At 37.0% G+C, this 20,437-nt stretch carries 17 protein-coding genes; 1 reads left to right on the top strand and 16 read right to left on the bottom strand.

From position 1 onward, the window contains the following. On the top strand, nt 1-309 hold a 309-nt coding region (locus tag H6W52_RS19815; RefSeq protein ID WP_185216909.1), incomplete at its 5' end, for a 5-fold beta-flower protein. Between the two features lie 136 nt (nt 310-445). Here the strand turns inward: H6W52_RS19815 and H6W52_RS19810 are convergent. From H6W52_RS19810 to H6W52_RS19740, 16 genes are all read right to left on the bottom strand, one after another. Next, nucleotides 446-1,513, bottom strand: coding sequence for a glycosyltransferase family 4 protein (locus H6W52_RS19810; RefSeq protein ID WP_116099954.1), 1,068 nt, complete (start codon nt 1,511-1,513; stop codon nt 446-448). Between the two features lie 19 nt (nt 1,514-1,532). Continuing rightward, nucleotides 1,533-2,744 (bottom strand): DUF1972 domain-containing protein, encoded by a 1,212-nt coding sequence (locus H6W52_RS19805; RefSeq protein WP_185144445.1) that lies wholly within the window; start codon nt 2,742-2,744, stop codon nt 1,533-1,535. A gap of 127 nt (nt 2,745-2,871) precedes the next feature. Continuing rightward, the gene (locus H6W52_RS19800) at nt 2,872-3,948 is read right to left on the bottom strand and encodes a glycosyltransferase family 4 protein (protein ID WP_116099956.1); all 1,077 of its coding nucleotides are present in this window, start codon (nt 3,946-3,948) and stop codon (nt 2,872-2,874) included. Nucleotides 3,949-3,950: 2 nt separating this feature from the next. After that, nucleotides 3,951-5,183: a glycosyltransferase gene (locus H6W52_RS19795; RefSeq protein WP_116099957.1), complete on the bottom strand. Its 1,233-nt coding sequence runs from the start codon at nt 5,181-5,183 to the stop codon at nt 3,951-3,953. Further along, nucleotides 5,131-5,871, bottom strand: coding sequence for an acyltransferase (locus H6W52_RS19790; RefSeq protein ID WP_116099958.1), 741 nt, complete (start codon nt 5,869-5,871; stop codon nt 5,131-5,133). The genes H6W52_RS19795 and H6W52_RS19790 overlap by 53 nt, the downstream gene beginning before the upstream one ends. Continuing rightward, nucleotides 5,868-8,177: a hypothetical protein gene (locus tag H6W52_RS19785; RefSeq protein WP_116099959.1), complete on the bottom strand. Its 2,310-nt coding sequence runs from the start codon at nt 8,175-8,177 to the stop codon at nt 5,868-5,870. Before H6W52_RS19785 ends, H6W52_RS19790 begins: the two co-directional genes overlap by 4 nt. A gap of 132 nt (nt 8,178-8,309) precedes the next feature. Next, nucleotides 8,310-8,501 (bottom strand): hypothetical protein, encoded by a 192-nt coding sequence (locus H6W52_RS21285; RefSeq protein WP_228457610.1) that lies wholly within the window; start codon nt 8,499-8,501, stop codon nt 8,310-8,312. A 19-nt stretch (nt 8,502-8,520) separates the two neighbouring features. Beyond that, nucleotides 8,521-9,603, bottom strand: coding sequence for an O-antigen ligase family protein (locus H6W52_RS19780; protein WP_228457609.1), 1,083 nt, complete (start codon nt 9,601-9,603; stop codon nt 8,521-8,523). A 1-nt stretch (nt 9,604) separates the two neighbouring features. Then, nucleotides 9,605-10,720 carry a glycosyltransferase family 4 protein gene (locus H6W52_RS19775; RefSeq protein WP_116099961.1) on the bottom strand — a complete coding sequence of 372 codons (1,116 nt, stop codon included), beginning with the start codon at nt 10,718-10,720 and terminating at the stop codon, nt 9,605-9,607. Next, nucleotides 10,711-11,937 carry a lipopolysaccharide biosynthesis protein gene (locus H6W52_RS19770; protein WP_157967286.1) on the bottom strand — a complete coding sequence of 409 codons (1,227 nt, stop codon included), beginning with the start codon at nt 11,935-11,937 and terminating at the stop codon, nt 10,711-10,713. Before H6W52_RS19770 ends, H6W52_RS19775 begins: the two co-directional genes overlap by 10 nt. Then, nucleotides 11,934-14,078 carry a GumC family protein gene (locus tag H6W52_RS19765; protein WP_185216907.1) on the bottom strand — a complete coding sequence of 715 codons (2,145 nt, stop codon included), beginning with the start codon at nt 14,076-14,078 and terminating at the stop codon, nt 11,934-11,936. The genes H6W52_RS19770 and H6W52_RS19765 overlap by 4 nt, the downstream gene beginning before the upstream one ends. Nucleotides 14,079-14,090: 12 nt before the next feature. Then, the gene (locus H6W52_RS19760) at nt 14,091-14,822 is read right to left on the bottom strand and encodes a polysaccharide biosynthesis/export family protein (RefSeq protein ID WP_087709742.1); all 732 of its coding nucleotides are present in this window, start codon (nt 14,820-14,822) and stop codon (nt 14,091-14,093) included. Nucleotides 14,823-14,827: 5 nt separating this feature from the next. After that, the gene (locus H6W52_RS19755) at nt 14,828-15,268 is read right to left on the bottom strand and encodes a response regulator (protein ID WP_087709744.1); all 441 of its coding nucleotides are present in this window, start codon (nt 15,266-15,268) and stop codon (nt 14,828-14,830) included. Between the two features lie 119 nt (nt 15,269-15,387). Next, nucleotides 15,388-17,646: a PAS domain-containing hybrid sensor histidine kinase/response regulator gene (locus tag H6W52_RS19750; RefSeq protein ID WP_116099964.1), complete on the bottom strand. Its 2,259-nt coding sequence runs from the start codon at nt 17,644-17,646 to the stop codon at nt 15,388-15,390. Between the two features lie 2 nt (nt 17,647-17,648). Continuing rightward, complete coding sequence (locus tag H6W52_RS19745) at nt 17,649-18,788, bottom strand: FIST signal transduction protein (RefSeq protein ID WP_116099965.1); 1,140 nt, start codon at nt 18,786-18,788, stop codon at nt 17,649-17,651. Between the two features lie 3 nt (nt 18,789-18,791). Beyond that, the gene (locus H6W52_RS19740; protein ID WP_116099966.1) at nt 18,792-20,147 is read right to left on the bottom strand and encodes a sigma-54-dependent transcriptional regulator; all 1,356 of its coding nucleotides are present in this window, start codon (nt 20,145-20,147) and stop codon (nt 18,792-18,794) included. Nucleotides 20,148-20,437: the final 290 nt, after the last annotated feature.

Here is a 20,437-nt window from a genome sequence, read left to right as displayed (position 1 = left end):
AGCAACGGAACCATTGAAAACAGCAGCCATTCCACAGTAGGTTATATTACAAGCAACGGAACCATTGAAAACAGCAGCCATTCTACCATCGGGTATATTAAAAGTGACGGTACCATACAGAACAAAAGCGGTTCTACAGTAGGCTACGTAAAAAAGGACGGAACCGTGGAAAACAGCAGCCACTCAACCATTGGTTATATTAAAGATAACGGAACGGTAGAAAACGGCAGTCATTCCACCATCGGTTATGCAAGCGGAATTAAAAAAGAATGGGCGGCAGTTGCATTTTTCTTTTTCAAGCTGAATTAATAAGTCAACACAGTTAAACTTTACATCAGTTTAAGCAGATAAAAAACAAATACTCCGGACAATTACTGTCCGGAGTATTCTTTTTATTAAGGGTAAATAAGGGCGAAATAATAATTTTTTACATCAAAATTTGGTTTTATGAATTTTCCATGTCTTTAATATTCTTTTTCCACGTGAGGAAAAGATTCAGCACTTTAATAATTTTAAAGATGAATATAAAGACAAAGAATGAAATAAGCGTTGTATAAATAGAGTAGTTCGGGAAAAACACATACTGAACAATAAATGTCACGATATTCAGAACAACAAAAGTTAAGGTAATTCTTTTGTGAGACAGACCCAACTGTAAAAGATGATGATGAATGTGCGATTTATCCGCCTTGAATGGCGATTTTCCCCTCGAAATTCGATCCGCATACACTCTCACAGAATCAATTACAGGAATCGTGAATACAAAAAGGATAAAGAAAATACCGTAAGGAAACTCTTCCGAACCTCTGTCGAATTTCGTAATGTAAATTCCCAGACAGATCAACAAATATCCCAAAAATAAAGAACCCGAATTTCCCAGAAAAATTTTGTTCTTCAAAGAAAAATTATACCGTAAAAAAGCAGCAATACTTCCCACGAAAAGCAGTCCTATTCTTGCCAGTCCGAAATGTCCTTCAATTAAAGCAATAACGAAAAACAAAGCAAAACCTACACCTGCAACACTTCCTGCCAAACCGTCAATTCCGTCAATTAAATTAAAAGCATTTACTGCCGTTGTAATAATAAGCACCGTAAGAATATACTGAAAATAAACATTCATTTCATGGATTCCGAAAAGTCCGTAAAGAGTGGTAATCCGGATGCCTGAAGTAGCAATAATCACGCTCACACAAATCTGGATTCCCAACTTGTAGATCGCTCTGATGTCTGTTTTATCATCCAGCGTTCCCACAAAAAGCATAATGTAGGAAGTAATGATGATCGGAAGAATATCTTTCCAGCTTTTGTCATCAGAAATCCATAAAAGCAAAAAAACAACAAGCCCGATCACAAGACCTCCGATCAGCGGAATAGCAGTCTGGTGCACTTTTCTTGCATTGGGAACATCTACCAGCTTAATTTTCTGGGCAATCATTCTCATGAGCGGAATGACGCACATCGAAAGGATGAATGCAAGAATTCCGTACATAGAAAGTTCTACAAAGTTTTTCATAGCCTCGTTTTTTAGCAGTTTATTTAGAGTTATTGAATAGTTTGATGTGCTTAAGATGCTCTACATTGTACTTTTTCAGAATTGCCTCATCAATTTCAGAGATTCTGGGCATAACATTGGTTTTCTTGCTGATAGTAAAGGTTTCTTCGATAAGCTGACTGTATTTTTTTGCGATTCTTTTCCAGGTATATCTTCTTTCCGCTATTTTCTTCATTGTTCCGGCGCAGAGTTCCAAATCTTCTTTGCTTACCTCCTCCAGAATACTTCTAAGCTCATTTTCATCCGAAAAATAAAAAGCCTGATTCTCGGTTGTCGTTCTGTTGTAAGAAACGCCGTTGCTGATGATCGGCAGACCTAAAAACATCGCTTCCACAAGCGAAGGATTGGTTCCTCCCGCAGAATGCCCGTGAATGTAAAGAGAAGCATTTCCGCGGATCAGATCAATGGTTTCCTGTTCGTAAATAGGATCGAGCAGGAGAATATTTTTAAATCCTGAATACTGCTCTTTCAGATTTGTTCCGTACTCGCTGTTTTTCCAGTTTCCGACTAAAACCAACTTGCGCTCAGGAAGCGTGCTGAATACTTTTAAAATCGTATGGACATGATTTTCAGGTTCAATTCTGCATACTTTTACCGCATATTCTTCATTCAGGAAAGGGTATTTTTCAAGATTTTCAGTAGACGGAACACGGTTTATTTTCGTATGATCCGCTCCGTATTCAATAACACGGCTTATTGTTTTATAGCGTACAGAAGTATAATCCTGAATAGATTCGTTATCCGAAATATCAATATGAGAAAACTTTACCGCCAGTTTTTCCGCCCACCAAAGATATAATTTTGCAGGAACAGACCATTTGTCTCTTTTCCATTCAATTCCGTCGATGGAAATAATAATTCTTTTATTGGTGAATAATTTAACTAATGGTAAAAGCCACGCTCCGGCAACGCCTAAAATCAGAAGAACATCACTTCGGAATAAAGCATGAAAAATAGACCATGTATCGTAAGGAATACTCTGGATTCCGTTGGCATCTAAAGGAAGATACTTCAGTTTTGCCCCTTTCCAGCTTTCGATTCTCTCTTCCTTACTGTATTTTTTTGAAGAGCAATATACCGTAAAATCGTAGGTATCGGAAAGTTCTTCCACAAGATGAGCCGTTAAGGTTTCGAAGCCTCCGTATTTCGCAGGCAGACCTACCGTTCCTATAATTGCTACTTTTGTCTTCATAATTATTTTATTTTAACATATTATGACCATTTGTGTTCCAAATTGTGTAAAATAATGTAACGTAATGAAAATGTGTTAATTATAACTTATTGAAAGCGTGCCGGATTTCCATAATCTGGAAAATGGATTATAAATTGGAAATTATATCCAGAGATTTTCTCTCAAAATACGCCTCGGAAAACAGAAGACTTTTCTCGTAAGAAGCCTCGCTGAAGGATTTGTAGACCGATGGATCGTTCAAAATGTAGTTTAATTTTTCAGAAAGTTCATTTGTGTGTTTAGAATCGATTAAAAAACCGTTTTTATTATCTTCAACCAGTTCTGTAACGCCTCCTAAAGGCGCGACGATCGCAGGTAAGCCGTAACGCATTCCTTCCAGAATCGTAAGTCCGAATGTTTCCACCCAAAGATCAGGATGAGACAGATTAAGAATCACGCTGGCTTCCTGATAAAAAGGATGCGTATCCGTTTGGGTAGGATAAATAATAAGCTGCTTCGGAATTTCTCTGCCTTTAAAATACTCCTGAATTTCCTTTTCCGTCGCATTCACCACAAGTTTGAAAATGTAAGAAGGATTTTTTTTGGCTAATTCCAGAAATTCGTCCACTCCTTTGTAAACTTTTAAAGAACAGATCATTAAAACCACAGGAATTTCTTTTTCCACATTTCGGAAACGGTCTGCTTTCTCGGCAAAATCGCTTTCCAGAACATTGTACAACAATTTCTGATTGTTAATTAAAGATTCCTGTTTCAGAAGATATTCCGAAACAAAAACAATTTTATCGGCAGTCATTTTTGCTGTTCCGAAAAGAAAATTTTTAAATAATTTCGGCTTTACCGAAGTTTCGTGGATATGATAAATAATCTTACAGCCTCTCAGCTTTCCTGCAATTGCCGCCCCGAAAGGCAAAACCGTGTTGATGTAAACCAGATCACTTTTTTTCAGGAAAAAGAGCAATTTAATCATCAGGAAAAACTGACTCAGAAAGAAATTAACAATTCTTACTAGCGCATTGGACGAAAAGCGATACCAGAACAGATGATTTTTAACCTTGGGAATATCAGACAAAAAACCCTTTCTTCCGCCTGAAGTAAAAAGATGCGCATCCATCCCGTTTTTTGTCCAGGATTTCAGAAGCTGCATCAGAACTTTCGGGCTTCCGCTGTAATCATTCAGAAGATGAACAGAGACAATTCTTTTCATGGCTAAATTTGGTTATAGATTGTATTGAGATGATCGCCTCTTTTTTCCCAGGAAAATCGGTCGAGATAATGCTTTCTGGCTTCAATGCTCATTTTGTGCTGAAGATCTTTGTCTGAAAATAACTTCATCAAAGAATCACTCAATTCCGTTACCGTTTGATCATATTCCTGCTGTGGAACAGTAAAACCGCATTTTTCGGTAATAAATTCTCCGGGACCTTCATTTTGAAGACAGACAACCGGAAGTCCGAAAGAAAGTGCTTCCGGAACCACCATTCCTGCTCCTTCGTGAGAGGGAAAAAGAAAAACAGAAGCTTTTTCATACATTTTCATCAGTTCTCTGCGGTCGATCCATTCAATAATTTCAATATAATTTTCAGCATTATTTTGCTGAATTAAATCTTTGTAAAACTGCTTTTGTTCGCCGGTTCCCACCAAAATTAATTTACATTTCGCTTTTTCTTCTGCTGAAAGCGCACTGATAAACTGAATGAATGAACGAATCGTGAGATCAAAACCTTTTAACGGAACAAATCTTCCTACGCTGATTATGGCAAAATCCGATTTTACCGCCACTTCATCTTTCTGATAAAAATCTTCCGAAGCAACCGAAGGATAAAGCGAATACTGATCTTTTTTAACTTTAAGTTTATCCGGAACACCGCTGTTCATGCACCAGATGTGATTAGAATGCTGAACTGTTTTTTTCAGGGAAGGCGAAAGTTTCCAGAAAAAGTTTTTCACCATCCATGTTAAACGGTCTTTAAGGAAATATTTTTTGGAATAATCTTTCAGATATTGTTTAGGAATGAGAGGGTGATGTCCTACAGGTCCCCAAACCAAAGGCTTTTTTAATTTCCATAAAAAACTTGGCGTCCAGTCGTTATGAAAATTCACATTGTGGGCAATGTCAAAATCCACCTTCTGTTTTTTTACAAATGAAACAATGCCTCGTTGCCATAGATAATAATATAAAAGTGCGCCGCGACCTCCCTTTTTCCAGAAACGCATCCAGTAGGGAAGATCAAAATAAAGGAAATTCATGTTCTCGTATAAAGAATCGGGATTTTCCTTCATGTATTTTTCGATATGTGTTTTATTGTTTTCTCTCGTTACGACAAAAACTTTTCGGAATCTGGCGATCTGATACACAAAATTCCATCCCATCGCATCTTCCGATCCTTTATACGGATTGATGGCGTAGCACGTTGCGAGTATCGTCTGATTGGTTTTCATGGGTTCTTGTTTTTAAAAGTTTAGCGGGAATTCCGCCGATGATGCTGTTGTCCGGAAAAGATTTCGTAATCACACTTCCTGCCGCCAGAATACATCCGTCTCCGATTTCCACACCGTCCAGAATCGTTACTTTACTTCCGATCCAGCAGTTTTTCCCGATTTTTATTCCTTTTCTGTTAACGCCCTGAAGCCGGATTGACGTTTCAGGATCTTCATAATTATGATTTTCGGGGTGACAGCTCAGATATTGTCCTACAATGCATTCGTCTCCGATTTCAAGACCTCCGGAACCGCCGAGATAAGCAAATTCTCCGATCCCGACATTGTTTCCTATTTTTATTTTTTCTCCGATATTGTTAAAAGAGGTGGAAACAATTACTCTGCTGAAAGCGCCTATTGATACATTGTCTCCAAATTCAATTCCGTGTTTTGCAAGGGCAGAAACATACACATCATTTCCCAGACGCAGAAACTTTCCCCATTTTATTTTAGAAACATTAAAGAAACTTACTCTTTTGCCCAAAAGCATTCCTTTGGGATTTCTGAAAGAGAGAAGCATCCTGAAACCTCTGATGATGCTCCAGAGCTGGATCCAGATAAACTGCAAAACCGCTCCGGAGTTCAGATCATCATCTATAGTAAAGTAGGGACTTCTTAGTTTTATGATTTTTACGACAAGCTTTTTCATCTCTCTGTGATTATTGTGTTCATGATCGTTCCTAATGTCACATCAAGATCATTATTTTCGATTGCTAAGTACTTCACTCTCTGGTTTTTTCTTTCCAGTTTAGAGAAAAGGGAACTGTATTCTGAAGTAAGGTCGCAAATCGAGTGATACGAAAGTTCTTTTTTTCTGCTAAGTATTTTTTCAGGCGCGGCGTACAGGAAGAAGTTGAATTCCGGCTTCATCAGGAAATGATATCCTGTCTCCGTTACGGATTTCGGAAGCTGAATGTTGCTTCTTCTTGCATCGGCAATAAAATCGAAATAATACCTGTCGTATAAAACTATTTTTCCCCTCAAAACATATTTTGTGTAAATAACAAACTGTCCTAAAATATAATCTGTATAATAATATCCGAATCTCAATAAGGAAGAAAGGGAGTTTTTGTTGTTTCCCTGTCTGGGTAAAGAATTTACCGCGTCCTCATGTGCTTTTTCCTTTCCTTTTGTCCATACACTCAGGATGGGAAGCAGGGAAGGTCTGTGTCTCAGAACTTTTACAGGTCTTCTGTAACGTTTTTCAATAAGTTCGGAAACTTCCGAGATCACGGTAGATTTTCCGGCGCCGTCTACACCGCTGAATGTGATGATGAATCCTTTTTCTGCAAACGAATCTTTTAAATAATGAACAATATTTTTAAAATAACTGAATCCTTTATTGTAATACTTCATTTTCAGTGTTTTAATCGTGAGTTCTCTGTCGGTTATTTTGTTTGATTTTAAATGTTCCGAAACAAATTTCTCATACATTTCAGGAATTTCTGCATCGTTCAGGCTGTAAAACAGATCAATAAATCGGGCAGTGTCTTTTTCTGAAACTTTATAAACGCCAAATCTGTTTTTTCTTCTGTTTTCAATGATTTTTGAAACCTCCATGATCTGTATATGCTTCCATTTTACCTGATGAATAAGATCTAGATTAAGAATTTCGTTTTGAAGCGTAACGATTCTTACCGTCTGCATAAAAGATTTTTTCACCGTTGAAACTTTCTGTACGAGACTGTGTCCGGATAAATAACTGACTAATTTTTGCGCGTTTTCAGAAGAAATAATCAGATCAATATCAGAATTCAGCTTCAGCTTTTCCGGTTCTTCGTTGTGAAATTTCAAAGCCGCATAATCGGTATGGTAAAGTGCATCGAAAGCATCTAAAATTACGAGTTCTCTTTCGGTAGAGTAGTCTTTAAGAATGATATTTAAAGCTTCATTCCATGTTTGTAACAGCCAGTGAATCTGAAGATGCCATTCTTCCTGTGCCGCATAAATGGTAAGGTAAGACAATGTGTTCGTCAGAAGATAAAATTTTAAATATTTCTGAAGTTCCGTATCACTGAACCGGAAGGTAATTTTATTTTTCTCTTCAATTTCTGTATAAATTTCTTTCCAGCTTTTTCTCTGAATCAAAATTCCGTTCTGGATAATAAAATGAAAGAAATCGAACGCTTTCGGTTTTTCTGTGGAAGACAGTTCCCAGTCGTAAACAGCAAGCTTTTCATTTTTTACATAACAGTTCCAGGAGGTAAAATCTCCGTGCGAAAAGGCAACATCGATGTTTTCGTCTTCGTTGGTGTGTCTCAGGATTGCTTTTATCTTTCGGAGGATGTTTTTCGGAATTCTCTCATCTTCAATGTTTAAAAACTGTTCTTTTACACTTTGAAAATACTTCCATTCCGAGATTTTCACGCTTCTTTCATGATGTACGGAAATCATTTTCAAAGCTTCCGCATGAATTTTCGTAAAATAATTTTCACGCATTCCGCCTTTTGAAATATCAGATAATTTAAGAATGTTTTTATTAATCATGGAAGCTTCCGGAACCTGCAATACATTGCCAGAAATAATTTTTCTAAGGTTTTTACTTTCTGTGGCAATCAGTTTTTTGGCAGAATCTGTTTCCGCGATCTTGTAAAAATATCCTCCGCTGAACAGAAGTGCCTTATTGTTTGGTCCTACTGTTCCTGTAAAAATTGCCCAGTCATTTTCGATATTAAAAACCGGCTGATTATCTTTTACATAATAAAGAACTTCTTTTTTGAAAACAATTTTCTGCAAACGAAGCGCAAAAACCGTCTTCACCAATACTTCGAAAAGTTTTGCTTTCGGTGTGGCTGCATTGTAAAATTTTAGAAATAAAGGCTTTCCGGAATCTGAGTTCCAAAACCACCTTACTGTTCCGTCAGGATTTTTGATATACGAAAAAGAGATTTTCTTGCTGTTCTCTTCCTGTTTTGTAAACAATTTGTACCCTGTATTTCTAAATAATGTTTTCATGATGATTATTGATATACCAAAATAGTATAAAAATATCTGCCAAAAAATTAAAATACTGATAATTAGTTAGTTATGGATTTTTTAATTGAATTTAAATTCCAAAATATGGAAAAAATACTGTTCTGTGGAAATTTAGTCCGGCAGTAACTCCGGTCTTTTTTTCTTAAGAATGATTTTCTGCAACCTTGTAAGATGATTGTTGTTGCGGAAAGCAATGGAAAATATAATGATCTGATAGAACATGATCCCATAATTACTTTCCCCGAAAATTCCAAATTCTGTAAAGGAATTGATCACGATAGGAATAAGAATCCCGATGAGCATCAGTTTCAGTTCCTTCTGTTCAGACAGTATGGATTTTACGGTAAAAAAATACCTGAAAAAGAACAATGGTAAACCCGATGAATCCAAGATTCATGAGAACCTGCATAAAAGTATTGTGCGTCATTTTTCCCGGATACGTATGGGCGCTCTGGAAAAACTCTTTATAATCGATCCTCATAAAGCCAAAGCCTAAAAGCGGTTCTCTGGGTAAACCTTCCGTAATTAAAGCCTGCCAAAACGGAAGTCTTCCCGTAAGACTCATGATCTCTTCCAGCCTTTCCTGATCGCCGCCTTTCAGAATAACGCTGTATACTGCGAAAGGTGCAACCATGGCAACAAGCGCAATAATGGCAAATTTCAGGGTTTTCTTTTTGGTCTGGTTGATGTGGAAGAACACGATCAGCAAAAATCCGATCAGCGAAGATCGTGATCCGGTCATGAATAAAGCATACAAAATGACAAGGATTTTTATGATCGTCCAGACTTTCTTTTTAAAGCGGTACAGATCAAAAATAAGACATGCAGAACCCACTCCGGCAAGCATTCCGAGTTCATTCGGGTTCATCATTGTTCCTCCCAGTCTGGCTTCTTCACCACCGTCTGTAAGCCGGAAAAATATATCCGGAGCTACCCACATCCCGATCACGAAAACCAGTTGCAGAACGAAAACGGTATTTCCCAGAAGATGGTAGAGTCTGATGTTGTGACCTTCGAAATAAACGTCTAAGATTTTCAGACTTTTTACGAAAAAATAAGCAAAAACAAAGCTTTGGAAGGTCATGAACCACTGCAAAGCACTGAATCCCGGATTGGTACTCCAGGAAAATGATATAAAGCCTAAAATTAAATAGCAGATGTATAAAATCGGCGAAAATATGTTTTTGTATTCTAAAGAATTAATGCTTCCGTACCTTATGATTTTAAAATAAATGAGAATAGACGAGATCATCACGCCCATTCTTCCAACAACCTTGATGGCTCGTGTAATGTTTACATTTTCACTCCACGTAAAAAAACACGCCACCATAAGCAGCAGAATGATAAACAGCTGGTTGTTGAGCTTTTTAAGAAATAGCTGATGATGAAGAGGTAGCGTTTCCATTTCAGCAGTTGTAGAGTTTGGTATTCATTTCATCAAGAATGTTGTTCCAGTCAAACGCTTCTTCTACCATTTTTACCGCATTTCCGCAGATCTTTTCATAATTCTGCCGGTCTTTCCAGATTTTGGAAATATCGAAAAATGCTTTGGTAAGGAGTGCTGTCTGAGGCGACGGAATATTGATTCCCGCATTGTATTGTTCAACAAGATAGCCAATGTTGGTGTTTTTGGTAACAATACAGGGTTTCCCGAAATTTGCGGCTTCGATTACGGAAACCGGCAATCCTTCGTTTCTTGAGGGATGCACAAAAACGTCCATCTTTTTCAGGAGATTGTTTTTTTCTTCGCCAAATTTACTTCCGAAAAGGATTGTTTTATCCTCAATTCCCAATGCTTTTATCTTTTGGTGCAGCTTCGCTTTTTCGTCGCTGTCGCCCACAATCCACAATTCAGAATAAGGATCCGCTTTAGAAAATTCAGCAAAACTTTCCACAAGCAGATCCAGACCTTTTGTGTACATATCCAGCCGTCCAACAAATCCGAAAATCAGACTTTCCTTTTGGGAACTGAAAGAAAAGTCTTCTTTTACTCTTTCAAAACCGTATGGAATTAAAGTGCCTTTTGGGGTTGGATAAATCGACTGTAAACCTTCCATTTCGCTTTCGCCAATGCAATGAATTTTTGCAGCATTTTTGATGACCGCTTTTTCAAATAACTCGAAGTAAAGCTTTTTGGTAATCATGCTTTTCTGCATTGCGACCGCGTTGTACGCACCGTGGGGCGTAATTATATAATTGAATTTGTGTTTCCGCAAAAATCTGCTTAAAGACGAAAATACAGGAATCCATCCGCCGTGAAGGTGAAAAACCGTAGATCCGCTGCTGTTTATAATTTCTTTCTGAAGATCTTCAGGAATGGAAAAAGGATTTTTTTTCCGTTTAAAAATCTTCGTTTTAAAGTTTCTTTCGGGGTAATTGATCTCTGTATTTTCGGAAATTCCCCAAACTTCTACATCCTGCCTGTTTTCAGCCTGTTTGGTCGCTATATTGTACACGACTTTATTTACGCCGTTCATTTTTTCAGGATTTGCTTTTCCCAATATCAAATGTACTATGCCCATACCGAAATCTGTTTTCTGTTAAGTAAAATTTTCCAGTACACGATCATTAGAATCTGGTTGATCACAAGACCAGCAACTGCGCCGTAAAGTGCTCCGTATTTCAGTAAAAAATGAAAACTGAGTAATGAAAATACAAACGAAATGCAGTATCCTATAAAAAAAGCTTTATTCTGTTCTAAAACTCTGATGGAAAGTCGGGTAGGATAGCTGTACAAAATCACGATATATAAAACTGAAACCAGTTTAATCACAAAACCATACTGCTTATATTGTTCTCCGCCCAATAACGTAATTAAAGGTTCCGAAAAAATAAAGAAACCGATGATTAAGATTCCTAAAGCCATCATTCCTTTCGACATACTGAAAAGCAATGATTTTTTTTCTTCTTTTTTATCCTGATAATGAAGCTGGGCTGTTTTCGGAAGGTAATAATTTTCAACGGTCTGAAGAATGACATTAATAACCCCGAAAAACGACTGAACCAGCCTTAATGCTCCTAAAGCATTAACTCCTAAGTAAATTCCGGCAACGAGCGTGAAGAAATTACTGGAAAACCATTGAACTATAGAAGCGCTCAAAAGCCACTTTCCTTCTGTAACATGATAATGAAAAAGGGTAGCATTTTTCAAACTGAATTCTGCATTTTTCACACAATACCAAACTCCGGGAAGGGAAGCAATGGCGTTTACGATAGCAATGATCAGAAGACTTTTTCCTAAATCAAGACTGTTTTCAAACCAGATTAAAGGAAAAACAAGAAGGAAGATACTGTCGATAAAAAGCACCAATTGTATGCGGTCTATCGTTAGCAGAACTTTTCTCAGGAAATCCTGAAAAACGTAGGCTGCCGCAAAAGCGATGATCGCCAATAGATTATCTTTAAAAAACGCCAGTGCAGAAACGGGCAGGAATTTAGCCATCAACAGTAAGGCAGAGAAAATCATTATTAAAACTACTGAAGCCTGAAAAACAAAGCCCAGCGATTTTTTAGTGAATTCTTTGGCTGCCAGAATCTGGAAAGGCTGTACTACAATGGCGTTGCAGATGCCTACCAAAAGATACGTCACCAAAAGCACAGATGAGAAGAGACCAAAATCTGAAATGTTCAGTTTTCGGGCAAGTAAAAACGTCAGAAGAAAATTTGTTCCGCTGAAAATCAATTGGTCTGCGAAAACCAGAGATGTAGGTCTGCGAAATATTTCTGTAAGCTTTTTCACGATCTTTTTCTGTTTATAAAACTTTTAATAGAGGTCATTAAACTCGGGTTATAGCCTTCTTTATTCAGCACAAACCAAAGGTTCGTCAGTTTGTATTCATCCTTCAGAAGTTCTACGTTCATAATGGTTTTTTCGGCTGTTTTCCGGCTGTCTAGAACAAACAGATTTTCATCTGCCATTTTCAGGAATAATAGAGGAAGTTTGCCTTGTTTTATCGACTGATTGTTGATGATGCAGAGATCATTTCCTGTCATTTTTTCACGGATCAGATTTTCAATATCCGTGGAAGTTAATCTTAAGTTTTTTTCTTCTGAAAAATCGATATAATCGATGTTTTCAATATTTTCTAAATTTCCTGCCACATCAATAACCAATACTTTTCTGGATTGCGCCTGCAAAGCTTTTATGATATTTTTTGAATGAAACCTATGTTGTTTCGATTTATCATAAGACGTGATGCAGATGAGGTTTTTATCTTTAATGATTTCTTTAAGCTCCATTTCCAGAACATTTTCGAGGAAATGATGCATTGTTTTTTCCCTGCTTTTAATGAAAGGGGTGGTGAATGCAACAGGAATGGTACTGTTTTTTTCGATGGTATACACATCATTCACTTTGGCTTTTGCAAAATGTACGGCGTAGATGAGGGCAATAGAACCGATCATGCTCATAATAGCTGCAACAATAATGATGATGGATCGCATCGGCGAAACCGGCTGTTTCGGCAGTTCTCCTCTTGTAATAATTTTATGAAAAGAAATTTTTGCCGCTTTTGCAATTTCTGCGTCTATTCTTTTTTCGTTCAGGAAATTATAATTCTTTTCGTAAAGATTGAACTCACGATTCATGATATTCAGCAGTTTTTCTTTCTCGGGAAGCCCGATAAAAGCCTGTTCTGCAATCTGAATGTCGCGGTCGATATCGTTATATTTGATCTGTAAATTTTTCTGGGTGTTTTTAATGCTTTCGGTTTGGTAATCGGTAAGATCTTTAATTTTAGAATCAATAACCTTTACTTTTTCATGTTCCGGAGTGTAGGTTAAGAGCAGTTCCTTTTTTTCTGCCTGAAGCAGTTTCATATTCTTCACCATTTCGGTTGAAAGGAGGTCGTTGAATGCTTCAAAATTCGGTGCAAGATCAAGATAGTTGTCTTTTCCTTCGGAAATATAGTTGTTGAGATTTTTTATCGCATCCAGATTCATTTTCAGATTGCTTTTCTGAATTTTAAGCTGGGAAATTTTTCTCAGATCGGTTTCTGTTTCCTGCGGAATATTGATGATGTTTTCTTTGTTTCGGTAATTTTCTATACGGTTTTCTGCACCGGAAAGCTTATTGTTTGCCTGTCCGATTTCATTTTTCAGAAAGTCAACCGTCGTATTGGCAGCGCGGTATTTATTTTCAATATAATCCTGAATATAAGTCTCAGCAAGGGTATTTACGAGAAGACTTGCTTTTTCAGGAACATTGCTTTTGTAATTGATTCTGATAACGGGAACATCTTTGTCCACGGAAACAATATCAAGGTTTTTATTTACTTTATCCAGAAGTTTTTCTCTGCTCAGGAATTCAACTTCATATTGATCGACAATTTTTGCACCGGGTTTTGACTTAAGATAGCTGTCGTTTCTGGTAATGAGAATTTTTCCTCCTTTAATGGTTGTAGGAACTCCGAAAGTTCCTTTTATTTCTTTGGCAGAATCTGAATTTATTGTAAAATTCTGATTTGAATTTACATTAATAATAAATTTTTTATCGTAATTTTTTTCATCGGAGAGAATGCTTTCCACTTTTATCGGAGAATCGTTGAACAATTCTACGGAGCGTACTTTTCCTTTTCTGTAAATTTCGGTGGAAAAGGGGAGTTTTTCCAGTGTTTTTTCAATTAATGATGTCGATTTCAGAACTTCTATTTCTGTGCTTATTTTGTTGGGCGTGGCAAAAACATCGAAATCTTTGAAGAGATTCGCGCTCGGAACGCCTTCCTGTGTATCCGCAAGCTTCAGTTTTGCTGTGCTTTCGTACATCGGCGTTACATAGTTGAGGTATTTTTTTGCTGCCAAAACCGCAATAATCATGGCAAGAACGACGATAGGAAATCCTCGTAACAGCGGTTTCAGAAATCTTACATTCTCGTTGTTCATGGTCATCAAATTTTATAATAATCCTATCAGAATCGCGGCGGCGGAAGTAACGGTTGCAAAAGGAATAATAGTGGAAATTCTCTTATCGAAATCTTTGCTTTTCTTGGAAGGAACAATGATGTAATCTCCGGGATGAAGAAGGATATTCTGGTTCGGAACATCTTTCATCTTGGTAAGATCAATATTGGTAACGCGAACGTTTTCGCCTTCCTGTCTCAGTATTTTAATAGATTTTAGATTGGCATACATTTCAAATCCTCCTGCTTTGGAAACCAGCTCCAGTAAAGTATTCTGGTCTTTATCTACCTGAATTACCGCCGGATTTCTCACTTCGCCCATCACTGCAATTTCTTTATTCAGCACTTTTACATCCACGATAGGATTTACAAGCCATTTTTTAAGCTTTGTTTTTATTTCTTCCTTTAATTCGGGAAGAGTTTTTCCCACAACGGGAGTCGTTCCCAATTTTGGAATTTCTATATTTCCGTTGATGTCTACCAGAAGCCATTTTCCGTATACTTCATTGGAGTTGTAAATGCCGTATACAGAACCCACACTCAGATCATCCTGTCCCCAAACGGAAAGCGTAATTTTGTCGTCTTTACGGATTCTGTATTCGTAGTTGGGATCATAGCTGAAATCCTGCATATTTCGGCTTGCCTGTTCCTCTTCAAGTACGTTGTAGGTTTTACAGGATACCAGAAGCATCAGGAAAAAGAATGAGAGTATGAGTTTTTTTAACATAAGATTTAAAATAAAACGGAAAAGAATTTTCTAAAACCTTTTCGTTGGTTCTGAGACATTTCTTCTTTAATTTTTACTATTTTTTCTATGGTATCCGTCATTCTTTCGCAAACATTGGCATCTTTTACAATATAGTCGAAAGCTCCGTATTTCAGGGCATTTACCGCAGTGTCTATATTTTCCTGTGCAGAAACCATGATAACGTAAATGTTCGGATCGTATCTTTTTATCTTTTTTAAAACCTCGAAACCGTTAAGATCTTCCATATTGTGATCGAGGAAAATGATATCGGGTTTCTGGTGTAGTTCATCCAGACATTCTTCTCCGCTGCTGAATGAGATAATATTTTCATAATGATTGTTTTTCAGATACTGTTCATACACGGTGGCGCAAAATCTGTCGTCATCTACAATAAAAAACTTTAAATTTTTGTTATTTGTTTCCATCTTTTTTATTTGAAAACAATAGGGCGATTACTGTGCCTTTAATTAAATATTTGAAAATCAGTGTTTTAATTATTTTTTAAATTCCAAAATATGGAAAATCTCTTTATTTTGGAATGTTTTTATTTAATTTCCCTTTCCAGTTGGTTTATAGCGGTGAAGAGTGTTTCTTTCACTTCCAGAAACATAGTGTACAGTTCGGGAAAATCGGCCTGCTGCTCTTTGGATTTTACTTCCAGATCCTTTACGGTTTCTTTGATGGAGTAGATTCCCACACCTTCAATACTTGGTTTTATTCTGTGAATGAGGCGTGCTATTTCGGCATAATTTTTCTCTTCAAAAGCTTTTTCCACCATCGGAATGGTTTCCTGTGTCTGCGTGATGAATATGGAAAGCATTTTTTGAATAAAATCATCATTTCCACGGCTTAATGCCTGAATGTTTCTGAGGTCATAAAGAATTTTTTCTTCTTCAGAATTGTTGATTTCCAGGTTACTTTGCATTTTTATGTTTTTATAAATAATTTTCAGCAGTTCGTCCTCGTCAAAAGGTTTGGTGATGTAGCTGTTCATTCCTGCAGCAATGCAGTTGTCTATTTCTGTTTTGAATGCATTGGCGGTAAGCGCAATGATAGGAGTGCCGAGTCTGAATTCCTGTCTTAAAATTTTAGTTGCTTCTATTCCGTCCAGTTCAGGCATCTGAATATCCATTAAAATAATATCAAACTGCTGTTTTGAAAGAATGTCTACTGCCATTTTTCCGTTGTCTGCCTTTATGACTTCGCACCCGAAATGGGTAAGAGAATTTTCTGCAACCAACTGATTGAGTTCGTTGTCTTCGACAAGTAAAACACGCGTTCCTTCGATGGAAATGTGCTCTTTTACTTCAATATTTTTGGATTCTGATTTTTCTATGCTTTTGTTCATATCCAGAAAGATACTGATCTCTGTTCCTACATTTTTTTTGCTTTTAATCTTTATTTCACCTTTCATGAGGTGGATCAGTTCGCGTGTAATTGCCATACCAAGACCTGTTCCGCCATATTTCCTTGAAATAGAGCTGTCTTCCTGATTGAATTTTTTGAAGATCTGCTTTACATATTCTTCGCTCATCCCGATTCCGGTATCGGTAATGCAGATTTCAAGTTTCTGATGATTTGAAAAATCTTTTATGACTTTACATTCTAAACATATTTCGCCAACGTTCGTAAATTTAAGAGAGTTTCCGATGATGTTGTACAAGATCTGTTTTATCTTGAGCGCATCGGCCTTAAATGCAGAGAAAAGATCATCTGAAAATCTGGCTTTCAACAGTATTTTTTTCTGCCTTGCTTTTGGCTGAAGAATACTGATGATGTCGCTGATGCATTCTTTAAGCGAGAAAACAGTATTATCCAAAGACATTTCGCCGGATTCTATTTTGGAAATATCCAGAATATTATTGATGATTGATAAAAGATGCTGCGCCGCGTTAAAACTATTCTCCACAAACTGATTTTGTGTTGTTGTAAGATCCAGTCTTTTAAGTTCTCTGAGGAAACCTATGATCGCATTCAGCGGTGTTCGTATCTCATGACTCATATTGGCTAAAAAGACTTCTTTTGCTTTAGAGGCTTCAATAGCTTTGGATTTTTCCTGTTTAAGGTCTTCTTCCAGTCTTTTTTGGTCTGTAATGTCGAGATGAATTCCTATGGAACCTAAAAGATTTCCGTGATCGTCATAGTTGGGCGCACCGCTGATTGCCCACCATCTCAGTTCGCCTCTTTTATTTTTTATCGGGAGCTGATAAACGCTGGAAATTCCTTTTTCTCTTAGTTCTATCTGTTCCTGGATAAATTCCTGATTGGCTTCTCCCTGTACGAAAAGCTGTGAAGGATTTTTACCAATGATTTCGTCCAGTTCAAAACCCGAAACGTTGCAGAAACTCTGATTGGCGTACCGTACAATCTCGTCATTATCTACCTCAATAAGTCCGAGATTCATATTCGCGATAATGTTACGGTATTTTTCTTCCTGCCGTTTTATATTGTCCTGCGCTCTTTTTCTTTCTTTAAGCTGTTCGGCGAGGTATAAGGAAAGTTCTTTAAGGTCTTTATTTTTTTTGGTATCAAAAGCGGAATCTAATAAACTTAATGATTCATAAAGGCTCGAAATAGATTCCTGCTTGAGTTCATTTTCTTTTTTCAGATCGTTAAACAACTCTTTGTATTCTTTTTCGCTCTGCCTGAAAGCATGATCGGTAAGTTCTTTATCTCTTTCAAAAGATTTGTAGGAATCGTTAACTGCGTTAATGAAATTGTTAAACTGCGGATGTTTTTTACAATCTTCCGTAAGATATTTTTTGATCTGTCTGTTAAGGATGTTATGCAGTTCGGTTTCCATAGTTATTCGGTTTCATTTACAGTGGTAATGGTAATGGTTTGGTTATGCAGTGCGCAATCTCCAAAAGATTTGGCGGGCGAAATTTCTCCGTAGGAATAAAAACCGTTGATAAGTGCTTTTTTGCCAAAAATATCTCTTACGATTTCTACTTCTTCGGCAACTCTTTCTCCTAGAACCATTTTTCTTCCTACACAGCTCACAATAATTCCCAGTTTAGGATCGGGGCTCATTTCAAGGCAGGCATTTGCTGCATCATTTGCCGCATCTATAAGGCGATCCAGGTTAGCTTTCATAAATCTTACATGGCTTCCTTCCGGCAAATCTCCCGCAAAGATCATCATGTTGTTTTTTTCATTAATTGAAAGAATGGTTCTTACTACGGGAGCAGAATCTTCATCAATTTTTAAGGATAGCGGAAAGAGCAGGGCAGAACTGGGAAGTTCTTCTGCATATTTTCCCAGATAACTCTTGTAAAGATCTAAAGCATTTTTATTGTCTATTTCTACGAGAATATTGTTCTGGGATTTGGTAACGGTTCTTTCCAGTCCGAAACTTTCCCATCCTCCGAATGAGGCATGAGCGAGTTCCAGTTTTTCACCATAAAAACCGATGGCAACGATTTTATTGCAGACAGGCGTTTTGTTAAGCCCTACAACGGTTTTCTCAAAACGATCTCCGTCACCCGCCAATCCGCCGGAAATTAAAACTCCTTCGGGACGTCCTTCATTGAGTCCTTTTACGAGTTGGCTTCCATTTACTTTACTTCCGTCCGACAGTACGAATACCCACTTTAGATTTTCGTGACAGAGTTTATCAATAAGAGTTTTACCAGCTTCATAACTGTTCTGAAAATCATTAATGTCAATCTGCTGTGTTTTTATATAGGAAGAAGAGAATTCAATGGCGGTAACTGTTACGGTTTCATCAAAAACTTCATTGCAGAAAATTTCTCCTGATGATGAAGACAGGGCAATTTCCGCGTTGGGAAATTTTGTTTTAATTACCTCAAAAAAATCAGAGTTTTCAAGGATATTCCGGCTGCCATATCCTAAAACAAGCTGAGCTTTATTATAGTCCAGATTTTCATTGTTTCTTTCAGATTTCCATATCCCGTCAGCAAAAAGTAGTTTAGCGACTTTCATGTATTATTTAGTTTTTTTAAGGTCTGTACTGTTGATAAGATTATAGACGGTAGATTTTCCGATGTCTAATATTTTAGCTGTTTTAATGACGTCATTATTGTTCTCTTTCAGGAAGTGAAGGATAATATCTGTCGTGTATTGTTTAAGCGTTTTTTGCTCAGAAAGAAAATTTTCAGATTCTTTTTCAAGGCTGTAAAAGCTAATGTCATCCGCAGTTATTTCGTTGCTTTCTGCCATTACGCAGGCAAGATCGATAACGGATTTCAGCTCTCGTATATTTCCCGGAAAGCTGTATTTCATGAGTTTTTTTCGCGCATCGGAAGCCAAAACCAGAGGTTTGATTTTGTTTTCTTTGGCAAAAAGATCTATAAAATGTTTGGCAAGAATTAAAGTGTCCTGATCTCTTTCTCTTAACGGAGGTAGTTCTATCGGAAGACCGATAACCCTGTAATAGAGATCTTCTCTGAAGTTTCCTTTTTTTACTTCATTTGCGAGATTTTTGTGGGTCGCAATAATGAGTCTTACGTCCAGTTTTATTTTCTGGGTTCCGCCGACTCTTGTAATTTCTCTTTCCTGCAGCGCGCGGAGAAGCTTGCTTTGAAGGTTGAGATCCAGTTCTGCGATCTCATCCAGAAAAATAGTTCCTCCGTTTGCCTGTTCAAATTTCCCGACCGATTTATCTGTTGCTCCTGTAAATGCTCCTTTTTCATGACCAAAAAATTCACTTTCCACCAGATCTTTAGGAATTGCTGCCATATTTACGGCAACAAAAGGTTTGTTTTTTCTGGAAGAATGATAATGTATTGCTCTTGCCACAACTTCTTTTCCGGTTCCTGTTTCTCCGGTTACAGAAACGTTGATGTTGGATTTCAGTGCTTTATTGATCTTTGAAAATATGTTTTTGATGGAATCGCTCTGTCCGATGATTGTTTTCTCAAAACTGTATTTTTTTTCGAGTTCATCTTTCAGTTCTTCCACTTCCTGTTTTAGCGAGATGTTTTCTCTCAGACGGATAATGGAGTTCCACAGAAGTTCTTTGGTGTGTTCGTTTTTTACGATGTAATCTTTTGCGCCCTGCTTCAGAAAATCAATGGCAACGGAAATGTTTTCCTGACCGCTGATTACAATGATCGGCAGATCCGGATAGAGTGTTTTGATCTGTTTAAAAAGATCGTCTCCCTGAATATCCGGTAAACCAAAGTCTATACAGATGATGTCAGGATTCCGGTAAAGCTCGGAAAGGCATTCTTTGCCGGAACTGTAAAGAAAAACTTCATAATCAGGATTAAGCTGAAGATGATATTTAAGCATTTCTCCGAAGAAGGGATCGTCATCCACAAGGAAAATTCTGACCATCATGATATTTGTTAAAAATTCTGATTAAAAGTAAAATTTTTTCTTTAAATAATGAAATATTTTAATTGATATATAATTTATAATGCTTTATTAATGGGTTTTTTGATTGTTTTGTGCTGGTTTGTTTGGGGTTATGTATTTTATGGGATAGTATTTAATAGATTATGAATGCTTGATAAATTTTAAATTTCTGATTAATAACAAGGATTGAATATTATTTAACGTGAATTCGGAGAAAAACATGAGGTGCTTAATGTCTAAAATTAATATTTTAGAATTGAACAAATACTAAA

The organism is Chryseobacterium sp. C2(2020) (assembly GCF_014218915.1).
In the GTDB taxonomy this organism is placed as follows: Bacteria; Bacteroidota; Bacteroidia; order Flavobacteriales; family Weeksellaceae; genus Chryseobacterium; species Chryseobacterium mucoviscidosis.
Note: the sequence above shows the minus strand (reverse complement) of the source record. Positions and strands in the feature narration are given on the sequence as shown.

What these genes read in the sequence shown, in the direction of transcription:
- H6W52_RS19790 (WP_116099958.1), bottom strand. Translation starts at nt 5,871, where the DNA reads ATGAAAAAGCTTGTCGTAAAAATCATAAAACTAAGAAGTCCCTACTTT.
- H6W52_RS19795 (WP_116099957.1), bottom strand. Translation starts at nt 5,183, where the DNA reads ATGAAAACCAATCAGACGATACTCGCAACGTGCTACGCCATCAATCCG.
- H6W52_RS19765 (WP_185216907.1), bottom strand. Translation starts at nt 14,078, where the DNA reads ATGAACAACGAGAATGTAAGATTTCTGAAACCGCTGTTACGAGGATTT.
- H6W52_RS19780 (WP_228457609.1), bottom strand. Translation starts at nt 9,603, where the DNA reads ATGGAAACGCTACCTCTTCATCATCAGCTATTTCTTAAAAAGCTCAAC.
- H6W52_RS21285 (WP_228457610.1), bottom strand. Translation starts at nt 8,501, where the DNA reads ATGCTCATCGGGATTCTTATTCCTATCGTGATCAATTCCTTTACAGAA.
- H6W52_RS19800 (WP_116099956.1), bottom strand. Translation starts at nt 3,948, where the DNA reads ATGAAAAGAATTGTCTCTGTTCATCTTCTGAATGATTACAGCGGAAGC.
- H6W52_RS19805 (WP_185144445.1), bottom strand. Translation starts at nt 2,744, where the DNA reads ATGAAGACAAAAGTAGCAATTATAGGAACGGTAGGTCTGCCTGCGAAA.
- H6W52_RS19775 (WP_116099961.1), bottom strand. Translation starts at nt 10,720, where the DNA reads ATGGGCATAGTACATTTGATATTGGGAAAAGCAAATCCTGAAAAAATG.
- H6W52_RS19740 (WP_116099966.1), bottom strand. Translation starts at nt 20,147, where the DNA reads ATGATGGTCAGAATTTTCCTTGTGGATGACGATCCCTTCTTCGGAGAA.
- H6W52_RS19760 (WP_087709742.1), bottom strand. Translation starts at nt 14,822, where the DNA reads ATGTTAAAAAAACTCATACTCTCATTCTTTTTCCTGATGCTTCTGGTA.
- H6W52_RS19785 (WP_116099959.1), bottom strand. Translation starts at nt 8,177, where the DNA reads ATGAAAACATTATTTAGAAATACAGGGTACAAATTGTTTACAAAACAG.
- H6W52_RS19750 (WP_116099964.1), bottom strand. Translation starts at nt 17,646, where the DNA reads ATGGAAACCGAACTGCATAACATCCTTAACAGACAGATCAAAAAATAT.
- H6W52_RS19745 (WP_116099965.1), bottom strand. Translation starts at nt 18,788, where the DNA reads ATGAAAGTCGCTAAACTACTTTTTGCTGACGGGATATGGAAATCTGAA.
- H6W52_RS19755 (WP_087709744.1), bottom strand. Translation starts at nt 15,268, where the DNA reads ATGGAAACAAATAACAAAAATTTAAAGTTTTTTATTGTAGATGACGAC.
- H6W52_RS19810 (WP_116099954.1), bottom strand. Translation starts at nt 1,513, where the DNA reads ATGAAAAACTTTGTAGAACTTTCTATGTACGGAATTCTTGCATTCATC.